Raw genomic sequence first — 15,512 nt, forward strand, 5'->3', positions numbered from 1 at the left:
TGATGCTGAATCATGCTTCAAGGAGGCTGGACATGATGGAACCCATCTCGTATACAAACTATTCCTGCTCTTATCAGGGAATCGATGGTGCGGTGTCTTCTCAAGAACTGCGCCAGGCACGTGTGATATTACAGAACGAGCTCCAGGAATTGTTGTCCGCTTCCTTGTCGCCGATCGAGTGGTACCAAACGGTAAATGAACTGCATGACCGGATTGCACGGAAAGCAGTAGAGTTATGCATTCAGGGGATGGTTGAGGAAGGCTTCGGCCAACCTCCCGTCCCCTATGCCTTTATCGTATTTGGCAGTTCCGGCAGGGAAGAAGCAACGTTATGGAGTGATCAGGATAATGGCATGATCATTAGCGATACCTCGCACGAAGGTAAAGAGGAATATTTTGCTCAGCTCGGACAACGAATGACGGACATGTTGGAAGAGCTTGGTTACGCCAAGTGCGAAGGCAAAGTCATGTGCTCTGAGCCACTCTGGAGAAAAACGCTGGCGTCATGGAAGCAACAATTAGCAGCTTGGAGCTCGGATCTGAATTGGGAGCCCGTTCGTAATCTGATTATTGCTTCAGACATGCGTTTTGTTGCAGGTGAGCAAAGTCTGGCGGAGGAATGGATCACGAGTTTTTATGAACAGTTCAGACTGATTCCTGAACTTTCGGATGCGGTTCTTCGCAATACGGTTAAACATAAAGCTACATTAAATGTACTTGGACGTGTGGTCACAGAACGATTTGGTGAACATGCAGGTGGATTTGATGTCAAATATGGTTTGTACATTCCACTGGTGAACAGTGCCCGTTATTTGGCTTTGCAACATGGGATCAAGGAGTCATCGACGCTAAAAAGAATGGAGAGACTGACTTCACTTGAAGCTGTTCCATTTACATTACTGGATGCATGCCAGCGGGCCTTCTTTGCCGCTTTGAAATTTCGCAGAAGTACACCGGTTGTCATCCAAAGGGAATTGCAACATAGCAGCGGGTTTCTGGATGAGAAACAGATGAAACAAAAGCAGCTTCATTATGAGCTCAGGGATACGCTCGGGTTGGTACGACGAGTGCATCGTGCTTTGCAAAGACAGTTGCGTTTTGCAGAAAGGAGACGTCCATGAGAGAGCCGGCAAGGGGCAATACAGGATTCTGGAATTCGCTGCGTCAGGGAGGGGTTCCTTCCGCCATCGCTTCCATTATGGGAGCCCCTACGGCGCAACACATGGCGTTTATCCGCTCGATGATGAGAGAACAGCGCAGACCTGAGGTTCTGCATACACCTCTAAATGAGCTGGACGCAGTTGTATTTGATCTGGAAACGACGGGTTTTTCGCCCCAGCATGGGGATGAGATTATCTCATTTGGTGCGGTCCGTATACATGGTGGTGTGGTACTGGAAGGGGAGCAGTTCTATACGGTGGTGCAGTCCAAGACTGCGGTTCCGGAACATATTACTGAACTTACAGGTATTACACAGAAGATGACGCTGGACGCACCGACTTTGCTGGAAGGGCTGCATGATTTCATGTCTTTTGTAGGTGGAAATGTTCTGATTGCACACGCAAGTGCGCATGATCGAGCCTTTCTGAATGCAGCTCTGTGGCGGACTTCAAAGGTAAGGCTGACACATCGTTTAATCGATACGATGATGTTGGCCCGCTGGCTTGAACCGAGCAGGCCGGGGTATGGTTTGGATGAATTGCTGGAATCCAGAGGGATTCCGATCTATGGACGTCACCATGCACTGGAAGATTCCAAAATGACTGCACAGTTATGGTCCTGCTACTTGGAGGACATGACTCGTAAAAATGTGGAGACCTTGGGTGATCTGTATACCCAGCTAAGTCACGCATAACGGAACGGGAAGCAGATTGTATGAAGGCACAACGCGGTGTGCCGAATCCTGCGATTCCTTCGAGGATTCAATCAGATAACCGTTCAGATGCATAAGAGATCGCAACCCGCTTGTTAGGTCAGGTGAGCCGATGAGGTACATCTGAAGCAAACTGGCGAAGGCCGGAAGAGCTTGCAAGTCCTCTAAGGAAGGAACAGGCCTGGTCTGCGGATGAGAATGGAAGATACCAATGAGCTTAGGCTCGGAGAATACGCACCGAATCCATTCGGCATCGTCCAGAGTAAAATGGTGCAGCGGGTCAGGTGCTACGTTACGAATGGGCTGAAACCGACTGATTCGTATACCGCCCGCTGCGGTTTCACCCAGCATAACCCCGCAGGCTTCTTGCGGCAGCGAAAGGAACATGTGCTTTGACATTTCTTGTTCTACGGAAGAAGGGATGTAGAAGGCGTTTTGCTGCCCGTGAAGTGCTGCCATTTGTATTCACCCCTCTCTCTTTGGCTCCTGCTTAGGCAGGAGTCCTTTTTCATTTTATTTTCTGTAATCCGGATTGTAAAATTTTAAAGGAAAAGGGTACAATAATAAAGAGAACATTTGGAGTCATGTTCTGGTGAACTATGATAGAGCGTGATAAACACTTAGCATGTGCAGAAATTACGGTTTCAGTTTCAATATGCTAATTATATAAAAGGGTGGCGGGTTATGAAACGAAACATATACATACTCCTTGGTGTTGTCTTGCTGGTTGGTATTGCACTGGCCCAGAATGCGGGTGATGGCATTGCAGCCGTTTTTAAGCAGGAAGAACCGATGCCTACAGAGACAGGACCACGTGCGGGTCTTCTGGCACCTGCTTTTTCTCTGACAGCAATGGATGGAAAGACGTACAGTGTGGGCGGTACTAAAGATAAGGCCACGTTCGTCAGTTTCTGGGCATCCTGGTGTGAGCCGTGTAAGCAGGAAGCTCCGGAGCTGAACAGAATGGCTGCGAAATACAAGGATAAGCTTGACATGTATGGGGTTAATGTAACGTCATATGATAAACTCAAGGATGCCAAAGCTTTTGTGGATGAGTACCAACTGACATTCCCTATTCCCTTGGATGAGAAGGGGACTGTGTATGCTCAATACAATGGGGTGGCTTTTCCAACGAATGTTCTGATTGACTCTAGAGGAGTTATACAGGAGATTGTTCTGGGCATATTGCCTGAGAAAGAGTTGGAACGTAAGATTAAAAAGTTAATTGCGAATTAATTTTCATGTAAACAAAGAAGCCTTTGCATCCATGAATCATGGGTACAGAGGCTTCTTTATATTTTCCGGGAAATAAGCGTTAAGAGGTTGTTCAAAAAAACGCCTTTTTGAATATATACTTTAGTGGTTGCTTATCCCATGAGCAGGAATAGGGAGTGTGCCTGGCTCATCCTGCAATTTTTCTTGAAGCAAAGCATAGCGGAAACTGTGTACAAGAGCTTCCCAACTTGCTTCAATTACGTTCTCGGATACACCGACAGTGTTCCATGTGTTCTCCGTATTTTTGGATTCGATCAATACACGAACTTTGGCAGCTGTAGCATCCTTCTCATCCAGAACACGCACTTTGTAGTCCGACAGATGCATGTTGGCAAGTGAAGGGAAGTATTGCACCAGCGCTTTCCGAAGGGCGTTATCGAGTGCGTTAACCGGACCATTGCCCTCAGCAGCGGTATAAGCGCTTGTTCCAGCGATATTCACTTTGACAAAAGCTTCAGAAACAACGGATTTGCCCGCTGTTTTCTCCACAAGCATTTTGAATGATTCAAACGTGAACAATTCTTTCATGTCACCGTTCGCTTCACGAATTAACAATTCAAGCGAAGCATCTGCACCTTCGAACTGGTAACCCTGATGTTCCAGGTCTTTGATCTTCTCGATAATCTGACGTGAATTGGCACTGCTTGGATCGAACTCAAGCCCCAGTTCCTGTGCTTTGGATACAATGTTACTTTGTCCGGCAAGTTCAGAGACCAGCACACGTTGTTTGTTACCAACCAGTTCAGGCACGATGTGTTCATAGGTACGTGAATCCCGCAGGATGGCAGAGACGTGAATTCCACCTTTGTGAGCAAAAGCAGCATTGCCAACATAAGGCTGATTAATTGGCATATTCACATTGGCAATCTCGCTAACATAACGAGCCACGTTTGTAAGCTGTCTCATGGAATCTTCAGTAACGCATTCATAACCAAGCTTCAGTTGCAGGTTCGGGATAATGGATGCGAGATTGGCGTTACCGCAACGCTCTCCATAACCGTTCATCGTTCCTTGCACCTGACGGGCTCCGGCTTGTACAGCGCTGAGTGTGTTGGCCACAGCCAGTTCACAATCATTATGTGTATGGATGCCGAGATGTGCATGAGGCAGGCTTCTATGCAGTGTGGATACGATCTCGTGCACCTCGGTTGGCATCGTCCCGCCATTGGTATCACACATAACGAGCCAGTCCGCTCCAGCTTCGTGAGCTTTGGTCAAGACCGCTTGAGCATACTCCGGGTTATGTTTGAATCCGTCAAAGAAGTGTTCTGCATCAAAGATCACTTCCATTCCATTCTGTTTCAGATAGGCGATGGAATCATAGATCATGGACAAGTTTTCTTCCAATGTAGTCTGCAAAGCGGTGTGAACATGGAAGTCCCATGATTTACCGACCAGGGTTGCAGCCTGAGCACCAGATTCGATCATGCGCTTCAGGTTGGCATCTTCACTAGCAACACTGCCTTTACGGCGGGTACTGCCAAAAGCAACAACCTTTGCGTTCAGGTTTAATTCCTTGACTCTTTTGAAAAACTCAATGTCCTTGGTATTGCTGCCGGGAATTCCGCCTTCAATATAATGGACACCCAGGTCATCAAGCTTTTTGGCAATTTTGAGTTTGTCGTCTGCCGATAAGCTGACACCCTCCCCTTGTGTGCCGTCACGTAAAGTCGTATCGAAGATGGAAATGGCCTTTGACATGAAGATCCTCCTTTGAGATAAAGCGCTCTTTTAAAAGTTTGGATTGTAAGTTGGGAAAAGCTGTTAAGTACGTTAGTGGACGAATCCTTCGATTCGGCAACGCTACACTGTGTTAAACTCAATGCGCTGATTTGTCCTAAAGTCGTCAATTTGTATAATTAATTATTATAGCACCATTATAGCCAAATGCTACATAGAAATCGCAGTTTCATGTAACAATTAACGTATTTTAGAGAAAAAAGAAGGATGTTAATCATAATCCGGATGTATGTTATAATCTATTATTGAGTTTTAATTGGAATATATGGAAGAAAAGGAGGGGTGATTTTGACTTTTGTATGGGAAAATACGGTTATTGCTCTGATCACTTTGATATTTTTTGTGAGTGTAGGCTGGTTAATTATTCGGTCTCTGATCAGATCTCGCAGAAAATAAATGCACGTGACTGAATTAACATAACGGGTTTGATATACTATAGAAGAAAGAAATTCGTATCATTAATTAGTGTGCAAGAAAGGGCGGGGGTTCATGATGTCTTCAGACGGCAATCCTCCAGCAAATGTGGATCAATATTACCCTGCAGCCGGACGGGTGATTCTGCATGTCGATATGAATGCTTTCTACTGCTCTGTACATGAAGCCGAGGAACCAGATTTGTATAGAGGAAAAGCAACGGCCGTTGCGGGCAGCAGTGAACTGCGAAAGGGTGTAATTGTAACCTGCTCATATGCCGCTCGTAATCGAGGCATCTCAACAGGAATGGTCGTGCACCAAGCCATGAAAAAGTGCCCTGATCTCATTGTGATTCGTCCTGATTTCCATTTATATCGTCAATATTCAAGAGCCTTCATGCAGATTGCGTATAGTTATACGCCTCAACTTGAGGCGACATCCATTGATGAATGTTATCTTGATATTACAGGTTCAAGGCAATTCGGGAATCCAATGGAGATTGCGGAGAGTATTCAGCGTAGAATCAAGGATGAATTGGGGCTGCCATGTTCCATTGGTATTGCACCCAACAAATTATTGGCAAAAATGGCTTCGGATCTGAAAAAACCGAATGGTATCTCCATTTTACGCATGAGAGACGTACCCCGGATTCTTTGGCACAGACCATGCAACGAGATGTTTGGCATTGGCAAAAAAACGGCTGAAAAGCTGAAAAAACTGGGCATTGAAACGATTGGTCAATTGGCCCAGTCGGATGAGAACATGTTGACCGAACTATTTGGAGTTAATGGAGCATGGCTCAAAAATTCTGCGAATGGCATTAACCATTCCGCAGTTCACGCGGAACGTGAGGCCAATAAATCCATTGGGCATACAACCACTTTACCGGCGGATGTATCGGATATGAATGAGATTCATCGGGTGTTCCTCAATATAAGTGACCAGGTAGCCAGAAGATTGCGCAAGCACGAAATGTTCAGCCAGGGGATTCAGATTACAATCCGCACACCGGATATGAAGACAATCACCCGATCACGTCTAATGGAAGTACCTACGGAGGATGCAACGGTCATTTACCGTGAGGCCTGTAAACTATTTGAGAAGCATTGGGGTAGTAGCAAGCCTGTACGCATGCTGGGTGTGACACTCCAAAACCTGATTCCAAGAGAGGAATCCGCTGTACAGATGGACTTGTTCGAATATGAGCAGAAGCCCAAGAAGGACAATCTGATTCGGATTATGGATCAGTTACGTGATAAATTTGGTGAGAATGCTGTTGTGACCGCCGGCATGCTTGGAGACGATCCTTCCGTGCTGCTTCGTAATCATAAAGTGCGCGGTACTTCCCTGCAAAAAGATAACTTGCAAAGTCTTGATTAAATAAGGGATAATAGAGACTTATGGTTGCAAAATGTTTGTAATTATCCTTACTTTGTATTAATATGTTTCTAGATAAAAACACTGTACGTTTTGAATTTTAGGAGGAGAGAATGTAAATGAGTAAATATACTTGGGTTGAAAAAGACACATGCATCGCTTGTGGCGCTTGTGGAGCAACTGCTCCAGACATCTACGATTATGATGATGAAGGTTTGGCTGAAGTTATCTTTGACGGCGATGCTAACCATGGTGTCAAAGCTATTCCAGACGACTTGTTTGACGATATGCAGGATGCATGCGATGGCTGCCCTACAGATTCAATCAAAGTAGCGGATGAGCCTTTCAATAAAGAGGGTTAAGTATTTCTTGCATGAACACAGAGCACTTTCTTTTGTCTTAACGACAAGGGAAGGTGCTTTTTTTGTTCTCATTTAACTGTGATTAGCTGATCTGTGGATCAAGGACGAACATTGTCGAACCCCCTATTTTCCACCGGGTACTCAAGTCCTATGGATTCAACGCCTGGTTATGCCGATATATAATGATATACGGAAAAAGGCGAAATAGTGGAGGATCGGATGCAAAATACTCATCTAAGAACATATGTCAAGAAACATCCCGACAATAAAATGGCTTGGTACTTGCTCGGAAAGGAGTATTTGGGCGAAGGACAGGAGGCCAAAGCCAACTATTGCTTTCAGCAAGCGGGCGAGGTTTATGAGGCATTTGAACGCAGTAAAGCTCCTGCTGACATCTGGGTAGACTATCAGGAGAAACTGGTGGAGATGTCTGAGCAAAAGGAGAAAAAACAACGTAGACGCAAAATGTGGCTTACGTTGCTCATGCTGCTTGTGCTGGCAGGTCTGCCACCTGCGGACGCTCCGGGTTTCAGTCGGGAAGCGGCCGACGCACTGTCAGCAGCACTGGAATCCACAGATGACATCGAAGCGCCTGTAGAAGCGGATAAACAGGTTGGAACTGCATCCATTGCGCCAAGCAATGTGTTCACCGCTGCGGCATTTGGTGGAGGCAACCATGGCGAGGCTGCTCTCGCAGCTGCCTGGTCCGGGTCTGGCCCAAAAGTAGAGACCTCTGCTGTACTGGGTATGCAAACCTCGGATGACTGGTCTTTATGGAAGCGAAATATGCCTGTGAAGTACATAGTACAAACCAATACAAGCGGTAAATTAACTGCACAGAGTTATGATGCCAAGCAATGTAACTGTGAACCTCCTGAAGTTACGCCGAAAATCAAAAAGATGGCCTTGGCGTGGACCGCCAAGCAGGAAGCCGCTGCATCATTATCAAGTGCAATCGTTGCCTATCGCAAAAAAAATGACGCTTGGCCCAAGAGTGTAACGCAAATGGCCCAGCCATTTCCGAACAATATTCTGGGCGAGACTGCGCCAGGGATGACCGAGATGTTTCCGAAGCTGTTAGCTCTGCATCAAGGAAAGGCAAAGGAAGGAAAGAACGATTCGAGTGGTAAAGAGAATGGTTCAACGACTTCGAATTCGTCTCAAAGCAACAATGCCGCTTTTGCAGATACGCTGGGAGGTCGGCCTTTTTTGCAGGAACCGCTGGAGATTGTCATTGATAAGGATAAACATAAACTTGCATTAATCAGTGGGGATACCATTATTCGTATGTATGATGTGGGACTTGGCGGTGATCGCACACCGGAGGGTTCATTTATCATTACAGATAAAGTGGTCAATCCGAATGGACGCTCGAACGGTGAGTTTGGAAGCAGAGGTATGCAGCTCTCAAATACGAATTATGCCATCCACGGGACCAACGAGCCAGACAGTATCGGACTGGATGAATCCCTTGGATGTGTGAGAATGCGTACAGGAGATGTAGAAGAGTTATTCGCTCTTGCTCCGCAAGGCACTCCAGTACGCATTGGAGAAGATGTACTGCCAGATCTGACGCTTGTTCCAGAAGCAAAGCAGCGTTATCAGCATACACTTGTTCCAAAGCAGAATAATCCGAACAAAACGTATCACTGGCTGAATTGATCTGTTTGATATGTAGAATCAGATGGATTCAGCCTGAATCATCTACATGTTGGCAATAATGATAAGAGCACCAATGATGATGATCAAGCCGCCTACACTGGCTGCTGTCCATGCAATGGCTTTGCGATTCACTTCTTCTTTCTTTTGCTGTAATGCAGGTGGTTTACGTTTGGGAGCCATGAGTTATTCCTCCTTATTTGGAATAGAACTGGTGTAGAGTAACCATGCTCTCATTGTAAAGAATTCAACTCGTCATTTCCAGTGGGCGGGTGGATTTCTTGTGAGCATTTTGTATTATTCGATTTGTGCTGTCTATGCGCAAACTACTTTCCTTTTTAATAAGAAACAGATAGACTTGTGTGTAGAGTGTTTTTTACATATGAAAAGACGGACAACGGCTTTTTGGCGTACCGGACCAGAACGGAGTGAGTGATTTGTTATACAGAAGTCTTGCTAAACCTTTGTTGTTCAAAATGGACCCTGAACAGGCCCATCATCTGATTATTGGCGGCCTTAGTGGCGTGGGCAGCATCCGTCCGGTTCCTTCCGGACTACGTGTGATGTACGGCGTTCGTGAAACGTCTGATCTGGCTGTTGACATGTTTGGGTGTCATTTCCCTACACCTGTTGGTCTGGCTGCGGGTCTGGACAAAAACGGACAGGCCGTAACGGGCTTTTCTTCCATCGGATTTGGATTCATGGAAGTGGGAACCGTGACACCACTTGCACAACCAGGTAACGATCAACCACGACTGTTCCGTTTGCCTCCGGATGAGGCTTTGGTGAACCGAATGGGCTTCAACAATCTTGGTGCGGAAGCCATGGCAGGAGAACTTTCACGTCTACAGGATCGGCGTATTCCAGTGGCTGTTAACATCGGCAAGAATAAGGCAACGTCTAATGAGGAAGCTCACTTGGACTATTCGAAGTGCATTCAGGCACTATACGATTATGCTGATCTGTTCGTAGTTAATATCAGTTCACCAAATACACCGGATTTGCGTAATCTGCAACATGGGAATGAATTGAAGGAACTGCTCGCTGCGGTTATGAACGAGATGAACGTGCAGCATGCACGAGCGGGCGGAGCGGCCAAATCCGTTCTGGTGAAGATCGCACCGGATGTGAATGATCAGGAACTTGAATATATGGTTCGCACAATTGCAGACAGCGGTGTTGCTGGCATTATTGCAACGAACACAACCATCAGTCGTACAGGACTTTCCCACCAACATGCAAAAGAGACTGGCGGTCTGAGCGGTAAACCTCTGCGTGAGCGTTCTACGGAGATTATTCGCCAGATCTATCGCCAGACCGAAGGCAAACTTCCGATCATCGGTTCAGGTGGTATTTTCACAAGTGAGGATGCTTATGAGAAAATTAAAGCCGGAGCAAGTCTGGTCGAAATATATACAGCATTAATCTACGAAGGACCTGAGGTGAATCGGCGTATTCATGCCGGACTGCGTGAGTTATTGCGCAAGGACGGTTATCGTCATATCTCTGAAGCGGTTGGTGCGGAGCATCGTTAAGAAGGAATGTGGATCCCCGGATTGAAAATATAGAAGCATGGAAGAGCGTAAAATGGTTCGGGACTCTTCCCCCCACCAAACATCATGTATAATGGAATAGAACAGGGGACGCTATAGAGACAGGAGGCATAAGCATGGACGGTAGAGACTGGGGTACATTTTTACTTCCTTATGAACAAGCGGTAGAGGAATTAAAAGTCAAGTTTAAGACAATGCGGGCGGAGCTGAAAAAACGGGAAGAGTATGCCCCGATTGAATTCGTTACCGGTCGTGTCAAAAAAATATCCAGTATTCTGGAGAAATCCAGACGACTGAATGTGTCGCTTGATGACGTGGAGACAGGCATTGAGGATATTGCAGGTATCCGTATCATGTGCCAATTCGTAGATGATATCCGTCGGGTTGCCGAGTATATTCGAGGCCGTAAGGATCTCACGGTACTCATTGAGAAAGATTACATTACGAATTTCAAAGAGAGCGGCTACCGAAGCTTCCATATGATTATTGAGTATCCCGTTCAGACGGCTCTGGGACAAAAGAAAGTTTTGGCCGAGATACAGATCCGGACTCTTGCCATGAACTTCTGGGCTACCATTGAACATTCGCTGAGTTACAAGTTTCGCGAAGGGTTACCTGATGAGATGAGAACCAGGCTGAAAAAAACGGCTGAGGCCGCGTTTATACTGGACAACGAGATGTCTGCAATTCGTCTACAGATTTTGGAGGCGCAGAAGGCATTTGAGGATGATTCCAATATCGTGTCAAGAACATTGAATATCATTCATCAATTATACTTCTACCACCTTGTCAGTGAAGCAATTGAAGCACAGAAGCGATTTAACGATTACTGGGAACGGCATGATATGGAAGGGCTCAAAGACTTGCTGGATGACGTGAAGAAACTTCTGAACAACGCCAGAAAGGGCGAAAACCCGGATGAGCATCTATGAGCCACTGTACGTTGACTACTTAATCTACTTCAATCGGGATCAGGATTATTTCGAGTGTCATGAGGTGCTGGAAGAATTGTGGCTTGAACGTAACCGGGATTCTCTCTATAAAGGGTTGTTGCAGATTGCGGTTGGTCTATACCACTTCAGGAATGGCAATCTCCGCGGAGGAACGATGATGTTACAGAGCTCACTTGATCTTCTGGAACCTTATCCTGCTACGACTCTGGGCATTGAGCTTGGGATTTTGGTAAAGGAAGTAAAGGCAATCGTGAAGCAACTGTCTGAGCCTGACGCTCAGTCTGTGACTTACAGGGATTTGTCCATACGAATTGTTGATGAGGTCTTAGAACAAGAGATATCTAGAAGATCGCTTGAGCTAAAACCAAATATTCCTCAACGCCGGAGTCCTACCAGAGGGCGAATATACGAAGAGAAGATGAAGGCGATGGATCAGAGTAAAAGTTGAACCGTAATCACGTTAACATTCAAATGAGCATCCCATGGATATGAAGTTCCATGTATATGAAACACCCCGACGATTCCTGTAAAGGGAACGATCGGGGTGTTTTTGAATGTTGCGTCATATTCAGATGATTGCAGGTGGCACAGCCTGTCCTTCAACAGAACAGTTTCTGGTGATACAAGTGCCTAATTGTAGATATTTGTGGGAACGGATCTATCAGTTAGCTTGCCGAAGGAGCGGCACTGCCTTTATATTTTTGGAAAAATTGTTTGTAATCATCCAGTGTGTAGCCTTGGTCACTGCCATTCTCTTTCAGTCCGCCAACCATACGGTCTTTCTCGACACCAGCCTCATAATAGACGAGTGTAGGTGTGAACTCGATATTGTAATCAGTCCATCCTGCTTCGAATTCACGCAGATTGAACTGCGGAAGCTCAATACCTTCACTGTCAACTAGCGGCATCAACTGAGGTGTTGTGGCACGGCAGTGCGAGCAGTCGGAAGCAAAGAAATAAACAAAAAAGCTGTCTTTGTTATCGATTTTGGCTTTGAGATCTGTGGGTACAATAATTTGTTGATAGTTGGGATCACTAAGTAGCTCCCGTGTAGCTGGATTAAGCTTGGAAGCAGCGATGCCATAAGCATTTTCCACTGAATCCATCTGTTTCTTGGATTGCTGGTCTACGACAACCAGTGCTGCAATCATAATGATTAAAATACCCAGGAATATAAGGATCGCAGCACTTTTCTTTTTCTTCTTGGATTTCATTGGACATCCCCCATCGATCATATCGAAATATAGTTTGGGCAAAAATAAAGGTTGGGATAATATGCATAAACACCCGAATTTTTGCTCAGGAATCAATCTACTTGCCATTATACTACATTACACGCTGTAGTGGAATAGATACGATATGATAGGAATACAAAGCTTGGATATGATAAAATAAAACGATATTGCAATCTTACCAAGACAGGATGAGTGGGAATATGGGTGTAAAGCTACCTTTGATATTTGCTGAGCGAATGAAAAGTTTGCTGGGTGATGAGTTTGAACAATTTATGAAATCTTATGAACAGTCTCCTCATGCGGGACTGAGAGTGAATACACTGAAAATATCGATGGAACAATTCGATGAGATTGCTCCGTTTGATCTAAGACCTATTCCGTGGTGTGAGACAGGATTCTATGTACCTCATGGTGTTAAACCGGGGCTGCACCCTTATTATCATGCAGGCCTGTATTATATACAGGAACCAAGTGCAATGGCTCCAGTTGAATTATTGCAGGTGGAGCCTGGAGATCGTGTGCTTGATCTATGTGCTGCTCCGGGAGGGAAAACCACACAGATTGCTGCAAAGCTGCAAGGCAAGGGTGTACTTGTGACGAACGATATCCATGCTGAACGCACAAAAGCGCTGGCCAAAAACGTGGAACTGTACGGGGTGCGTAACGCGGTTGTTTTGAATGAGTCGCCAGAGCGGATCGCAAATGCATTTCCTCATTATTTTGACAAAGTATTAATCGATGCGCCTTGCTCAGGTGAAGGCATGTTCCGCAAGGATGAAGACATGGTGAAATCGTGGGAACATCATTCGGTGGAAAAATGTGTGCTCATGCAGCGGGATATCTTGGAGACTGCGGCACGATTGCTGGCCCCAGGAGGAACCATCGTATATTCGACATGTACCTTTGCGCCGGAGGAAAACGAAGCGATGATTGCGGAGTTCCTAAATGTAAACCGTGATTTCGTAGTCATGGACATTCCTGAAGAGACAGGATTTGCTCCAGGACGTCCGGAATGGGTACGTCAGATGATGCCGGAGAAGGCAGAAGAGACGGAAGCTGTGCTGGATCAAACGCGTGGTACCGCAAGATTGTGGCCCCACCTTTTGGAAGGGGAAGGACATTATGTCGCTGTATTAAAGCATCGTGTAGGGCAAGAAGTAGAAACAGATCAACCTGGAGTAGTTAAAGAAGGAGCAATGGAGTATGGACAGGTCGTGGATGTGTCCAGGATTGAAGTAGAGGGGAACAAGGATCACTCTATTGCTGCTTCTTCAATTGCTATGACCAAGGCTGATCGTAAAAAGGAACGTTTGTTGCGAATCGAATCCCGAGAGTCCCATGACAGACAGGTTGGTGGCGGCAAGAATTCGGGTAGACAGAGCAAAAAAGGTAAAGATCACGGTGGACGTAAATCGGAACGGGGTCATGGACGCGGAGCCGATTCGGCAAGTATTGATCCGGTTGCGATCTACAGTCAGTTTATGAAAGAACAATTGGAGATTGAGTTAACTGGAGAGACGGTATGTTACGGAGATCGGGTGTATCAATCATCGGTTGGTGCAGCTCGGTTGGAGGGACTGAAAGTCATTCGTCCAGGCTGGTTTATGGGCACGATTAAGAATGGACGATTTGTTCCGTCCCACCCGCTTGCGTGTGCTCTGAATGCATCTGAAGCACGGCGAAGCGTAAATCTGTCATCCGCTGATGGCGAAGCCGTGAGATACCTCAAGGGTGAAACATTAAATATTGAAGAAGAACGAGTGGTGCTCAAGGCAGATACGTTTGCCAAAGGGTACGTTCTTGTATGTGTAGATGGTTATGCCGCTGGCTGGGGAAAATGGCTGGATGGTGTACTGAAGAATGAATATCCGGCAGGCTGGAGGTGGACATCGGTATGAGTGGGAAAGGCAAACAAACGCTGCGTCTGGACAAAATATTAAGCCATATGGGTGTGGGAACACGAAGTGAACTCAAAAAGATGGTGAAACAAGGCAGAATTCATGTGGACGGCAAAGCGATGAAAGACAGTGGTGTACAGGTGAACCCTGAGGTCAACGTTATTGAAGCCGATGGCGAGCGGATTGTGTATCGGGAGATGATCTATCTGATGCTGCATAAACCTCCGGGTGTCGTGTCTGCTACTGAGGATAACAGAGATAAGACGGTGTTGGATTTGCTCCGTAAAGAGGATCGGGTGTTCAATCCTTTTCCTGTGGGACGACTGGATAAGGATACGGAGGGACTGCTCATTCTTACGAATGACGGTCCACTTGCCCATGATCTGTTATCTCCACGCAAACATGTGTCCAAAACCTATGAAGCCCGTGTTCTGGGAAACGTGGATGAAGCGGATGTGCAACGTTTCAAGGCGGGCGTTCAATTGGATGACGGATACGAGACGTTGCCGGCCGAACTGACTATCCTTGGTCAAGAAGAAACGGAAGAAGGCACGATCTCGTCGATCTCGCTTATTATTCACGAAGGGAAGTTTCACCAGGTAAAACGTATGTTTCAGGCGGTAGGCAAGCGAGTGATTTATCTGAAACGCGTAGCCATGGGTGAGCTGGAACTAGCTTCCGATCTTGCTATCGGAAGCTATCGTGAACTAACCGCAGATGAGTTGAGCCTTCTGCGGAAGTAAAAGCTCCCGACCTTCGCGAAGCGGAGCAGGGAGTCGTGGAGGGAAGCGAAGCCCCGATACTAACGCCGAAGGCGAAAAGCTCCCGACCTTCACGAAGTGAAGCAGGGAGTCGTGGAGGGAAGCGAAGCCCCGATACTAACGCCGAAGGCAAGAAAGCTCCCGACCTTCACGAAGTGAAGCAGGGAGTTGTGGAGGGAAGCGGAGCCCCGATACTAACCGCCGCAGGCGAAAAAGCTCCCGACCTTCACGAAGTGAAGCAGGGAGCCGGGCAGAGAGCGAAGCCCTGCCCGTAATGGTCCCGGTTAAGCTTGGGCGGGACCGCCGCTAACCAGCGGTGTGCCCGGCAACAAGCGTTCCTACGACAACCGTGACATAGCAAGACCCGACCTAACACCGGTGAGCAAGACGGGAGTCCAGAGGGCAGAGCCCT

At 46.6% G+C, this 15,512-nt stretch carries 15 protein-coding genes; 11 read left to right on the forward strand and 4 right to left on the reverse strand.

What is annotated here, in order from left to right; genetic code table 11:
• The first annotated feature begins 35 nt into the window (after positions 1-35).
• Both MHI12_RS10175 and MHI12_RS10180 read left to right on the forward strand, forming a co-directional pair.
• Positions 36-1,121, forward strand: a complete 1,086-nt coding sequence (locus MHI12_RS10175) for a DUF294 nucleotidyltransferase-like domain-containing protein (protein WP_405172966.1) — start codon at positions 36-38, stop codon at positions 1,119-1,121.
• A complete protein-coding gene (locus MHI12_RS10180; protein ID WP_405172296.1) occupies positions 1,118-1,855 on the forward strand; it encodes an exonuclease domain-containing protein in 738 nt (245 codons plus the stop codon). The genes MHI12_RS10175 and MHI12_RS10180 overlap by 4 nt, the downstream gene beginning before the upstream one ends.
• On the opposite strand, the gene MHI12_RS10185 is transcribed toward MHI12_RS10180, so the two are convergent.
• Positions 1,841-2,332: a M67 family metallopeptidase gene (locus tag MHI12_RS10185; RefSeq protein WP_405172297.1), complete on the reverse strand. Its 492-nt coding sequence runs from the start codon at positions 2,330-2,332 to the stop codon at positions 1,841-1,843. The two genes, MHI12_RS10180 and MHI12_RS10185, sit on opposite strands and share 15 nt — an antisense overlap.
• Positions 2,333-2,557: 225 nt before the next feature.
• On the opposite strand from MHI12_RS10185, the gene MHI12_RS10190 reads away from it, so the two are divergent.
• Positions 2,558-3,109 (forward strand): TlpA family protein disulfide reductase, encoded by a 552-nt coding sequence (locus MHI12_RS10190; protein ID WP_405172298.1) that lies wholly within the window; start codon positions 2,558-2,560, stop codon positions 3,107-3,109.
• Between the two features lie 120 nt (positions 3,110-3,229).
• On the opposite strand, the gene cimA is transcribed toward MHI12_RS10190, so the two are convergent.
• The gene (gene cimA / locus MHI12_RS10195; RefSeq protein WP_405172299.1) at positions 3,230-4,849 is read right to left on the reverse strand and encodes a citramalate synthase; all 1,620 of its coding nucleotides are present in this window, start codon (positions 4,847-4,849) and stop codon (positions 3,230-3,232) included.
• A gap of 531 nt (positions 4,850-5,380) precedes the next feature.
• Here cimA and MHI12_RS10200 point away from each other — a divergent pair.
• The 3 genes from MHI12_RS10200 (at position 5,381) to MHI12_RS10210 (ending at position 8,703) form a co-directional block, all read left to right on the forward strand.
• The gene (locus tag MHI12_RS10200; protein ID WP_405172967.1) at positions 5,381-6,682 is read left to right on the forward strand and encodes a DNA polymerase IV; all 1,302 of its coding nucleotides are present in this window, start codon (positions 5,381-5,383) and stop codon (positions 6,680-6,682) included.
• 116 nt (positions 6,683-6,798) lie between these two features.
• Entirely contained in the window at positions 6,799-7,041 is a 243-nt protein-coding gene (locus MHI12_RS10205) for a ferredoxin (RefSeq protein ID WP_017689369.1), read from the forward strand.
• A gap of 219 nt (positions 7,042-7,260) precedes the next feature.
• Entirely contained in the window at positions 7,261-8,703 is a 1,443-nt protein-coding gene (locus MHI12_RS10210) for a L,D-transpeptidase family protein (RefSeq protein ID WP_405172300.1), read from the forward strand.
• 42 nt (positions 8,704-8,745) lie between these two features.
• Here the strand turns inward: MHI12_RS10210 and MHI12_RS10215 are convergent, their stop codons facing one another.
• On the reverse strand, positions 8,746-8,883 hold the full coding sequence (locus MHI12_RS10215; protein ID WP_017689367.1) for a hypothetical protein: 138 nt from the start codon (positions 8,881-8,883) through the stop codon (positions 8,746-8,748).
• Positions 8,884-9,137: 254 nt separating this feature from the next.
• Here MHI12_RS10215 and MHI12_RS10220 point away from each other — a divergent pair, with 254 nt between their 5' ends.
• The 3 genes from MHI12_RS10220 (at position 9,138) to MHI12_RS10230 (ending at position 11,654) form a co-directional block, all read left to right on the forward strand.
• Entirely contained in the window at positions 9,138-10,235 is a 1,098-nt protein-coding gene (locus MHI12_RS10220) for a quinone-dependent dihydroorotate dehydrogenase (protein ID WP_338593635.1), read from the forward strand.
• A 134-nt stretch (positions 10,236-10,369) separates the two neighbouring features.
• Entirely contained in the window at positions 10,370-11,185 is an 816-nt protein-coding gene (locus tag MHI12_RS10225) for a GTP pyrophosphokinase family protein (protein ID WP_036609636.1), read from the forward strand.
• Positions 11,172-11,654 (forward strand): DUF309 domain-containing protein, encoded by a 483-nt coding sequence (locus MHI12_RS10230; RefSeq protein WP_405172301.1) that lies wholly within the window; start codon positions 11,172-11,174, stop codon positions 11,652-11,654. The genes MHI12_RS10225 and MHI12_RS10230 overlap by 14 nt, the downstream gene beginning before the upstream one ends.
• 217 nt (positions 11,655-11,871) lie before the next feature.
• On the opposite strand, the gene MHI12_RS10235 is transcribed toward MHI12_RS10230, so the two are convergent.
• On the reverse strand, positions 11,872-12,420 hold the full coding sequence (locus tag MHI12_RS10235) for a thioredoxin family protein (protein ID WP_036609632.1): 549 nt from the start codon (positions 12,418-12,420) through the stop codon (positions 11,872-11,874).
• A 221-nt stretch (positions 12,421-12,641) separates the two neighbouring features.
• Between MHI12_RS10235 and MHI12_RS10240 the strand changes: the two genes are divergently transcribed.
• Together MHI12_RS10240 and MHI12_RS10245 are read left to right on the forward strand one after the other, a co-directional pair.
• A complete protein-coding gene (locus MHI12_RS10240) occupies positions 12,642-14,339 on the forward strand; it encodes an RsmB/NOP family class I SAM-dependent RNA methyltransferase (protein WP_405172302.1) in 1,698 nt (565 codons plus the stop codon).
• Positions 14,336-15,082 (forward strand): pseudouridine synthase, encoded by a 747-nt coding sequence (locus tag MHI12_RS10245; protein WP_341006803.1) that lies wholly within the window; start codon positions 14,336-14,338, stop codon positions 15,080-15,082. The genes MHI12_RS10240 and MHI12_RS10245 overlap by 4 nt, the downstream gene beginning before the upstream one ends.
• The last annotated feature ends 430 nt before the right edge of the window (positions 15,083-15,512 follow it).

This window comes from Paenibacillus sp. FSL H8-0280, assembly GCF_045040665.1.
GTDB classification, from domain to species: domain Bacteria; phylum Bacillota; class Bacilli; order Paenibacillales; family Paenibacillaceae; genus Paenibacillus; species Paenibacillus xylanexedens_A.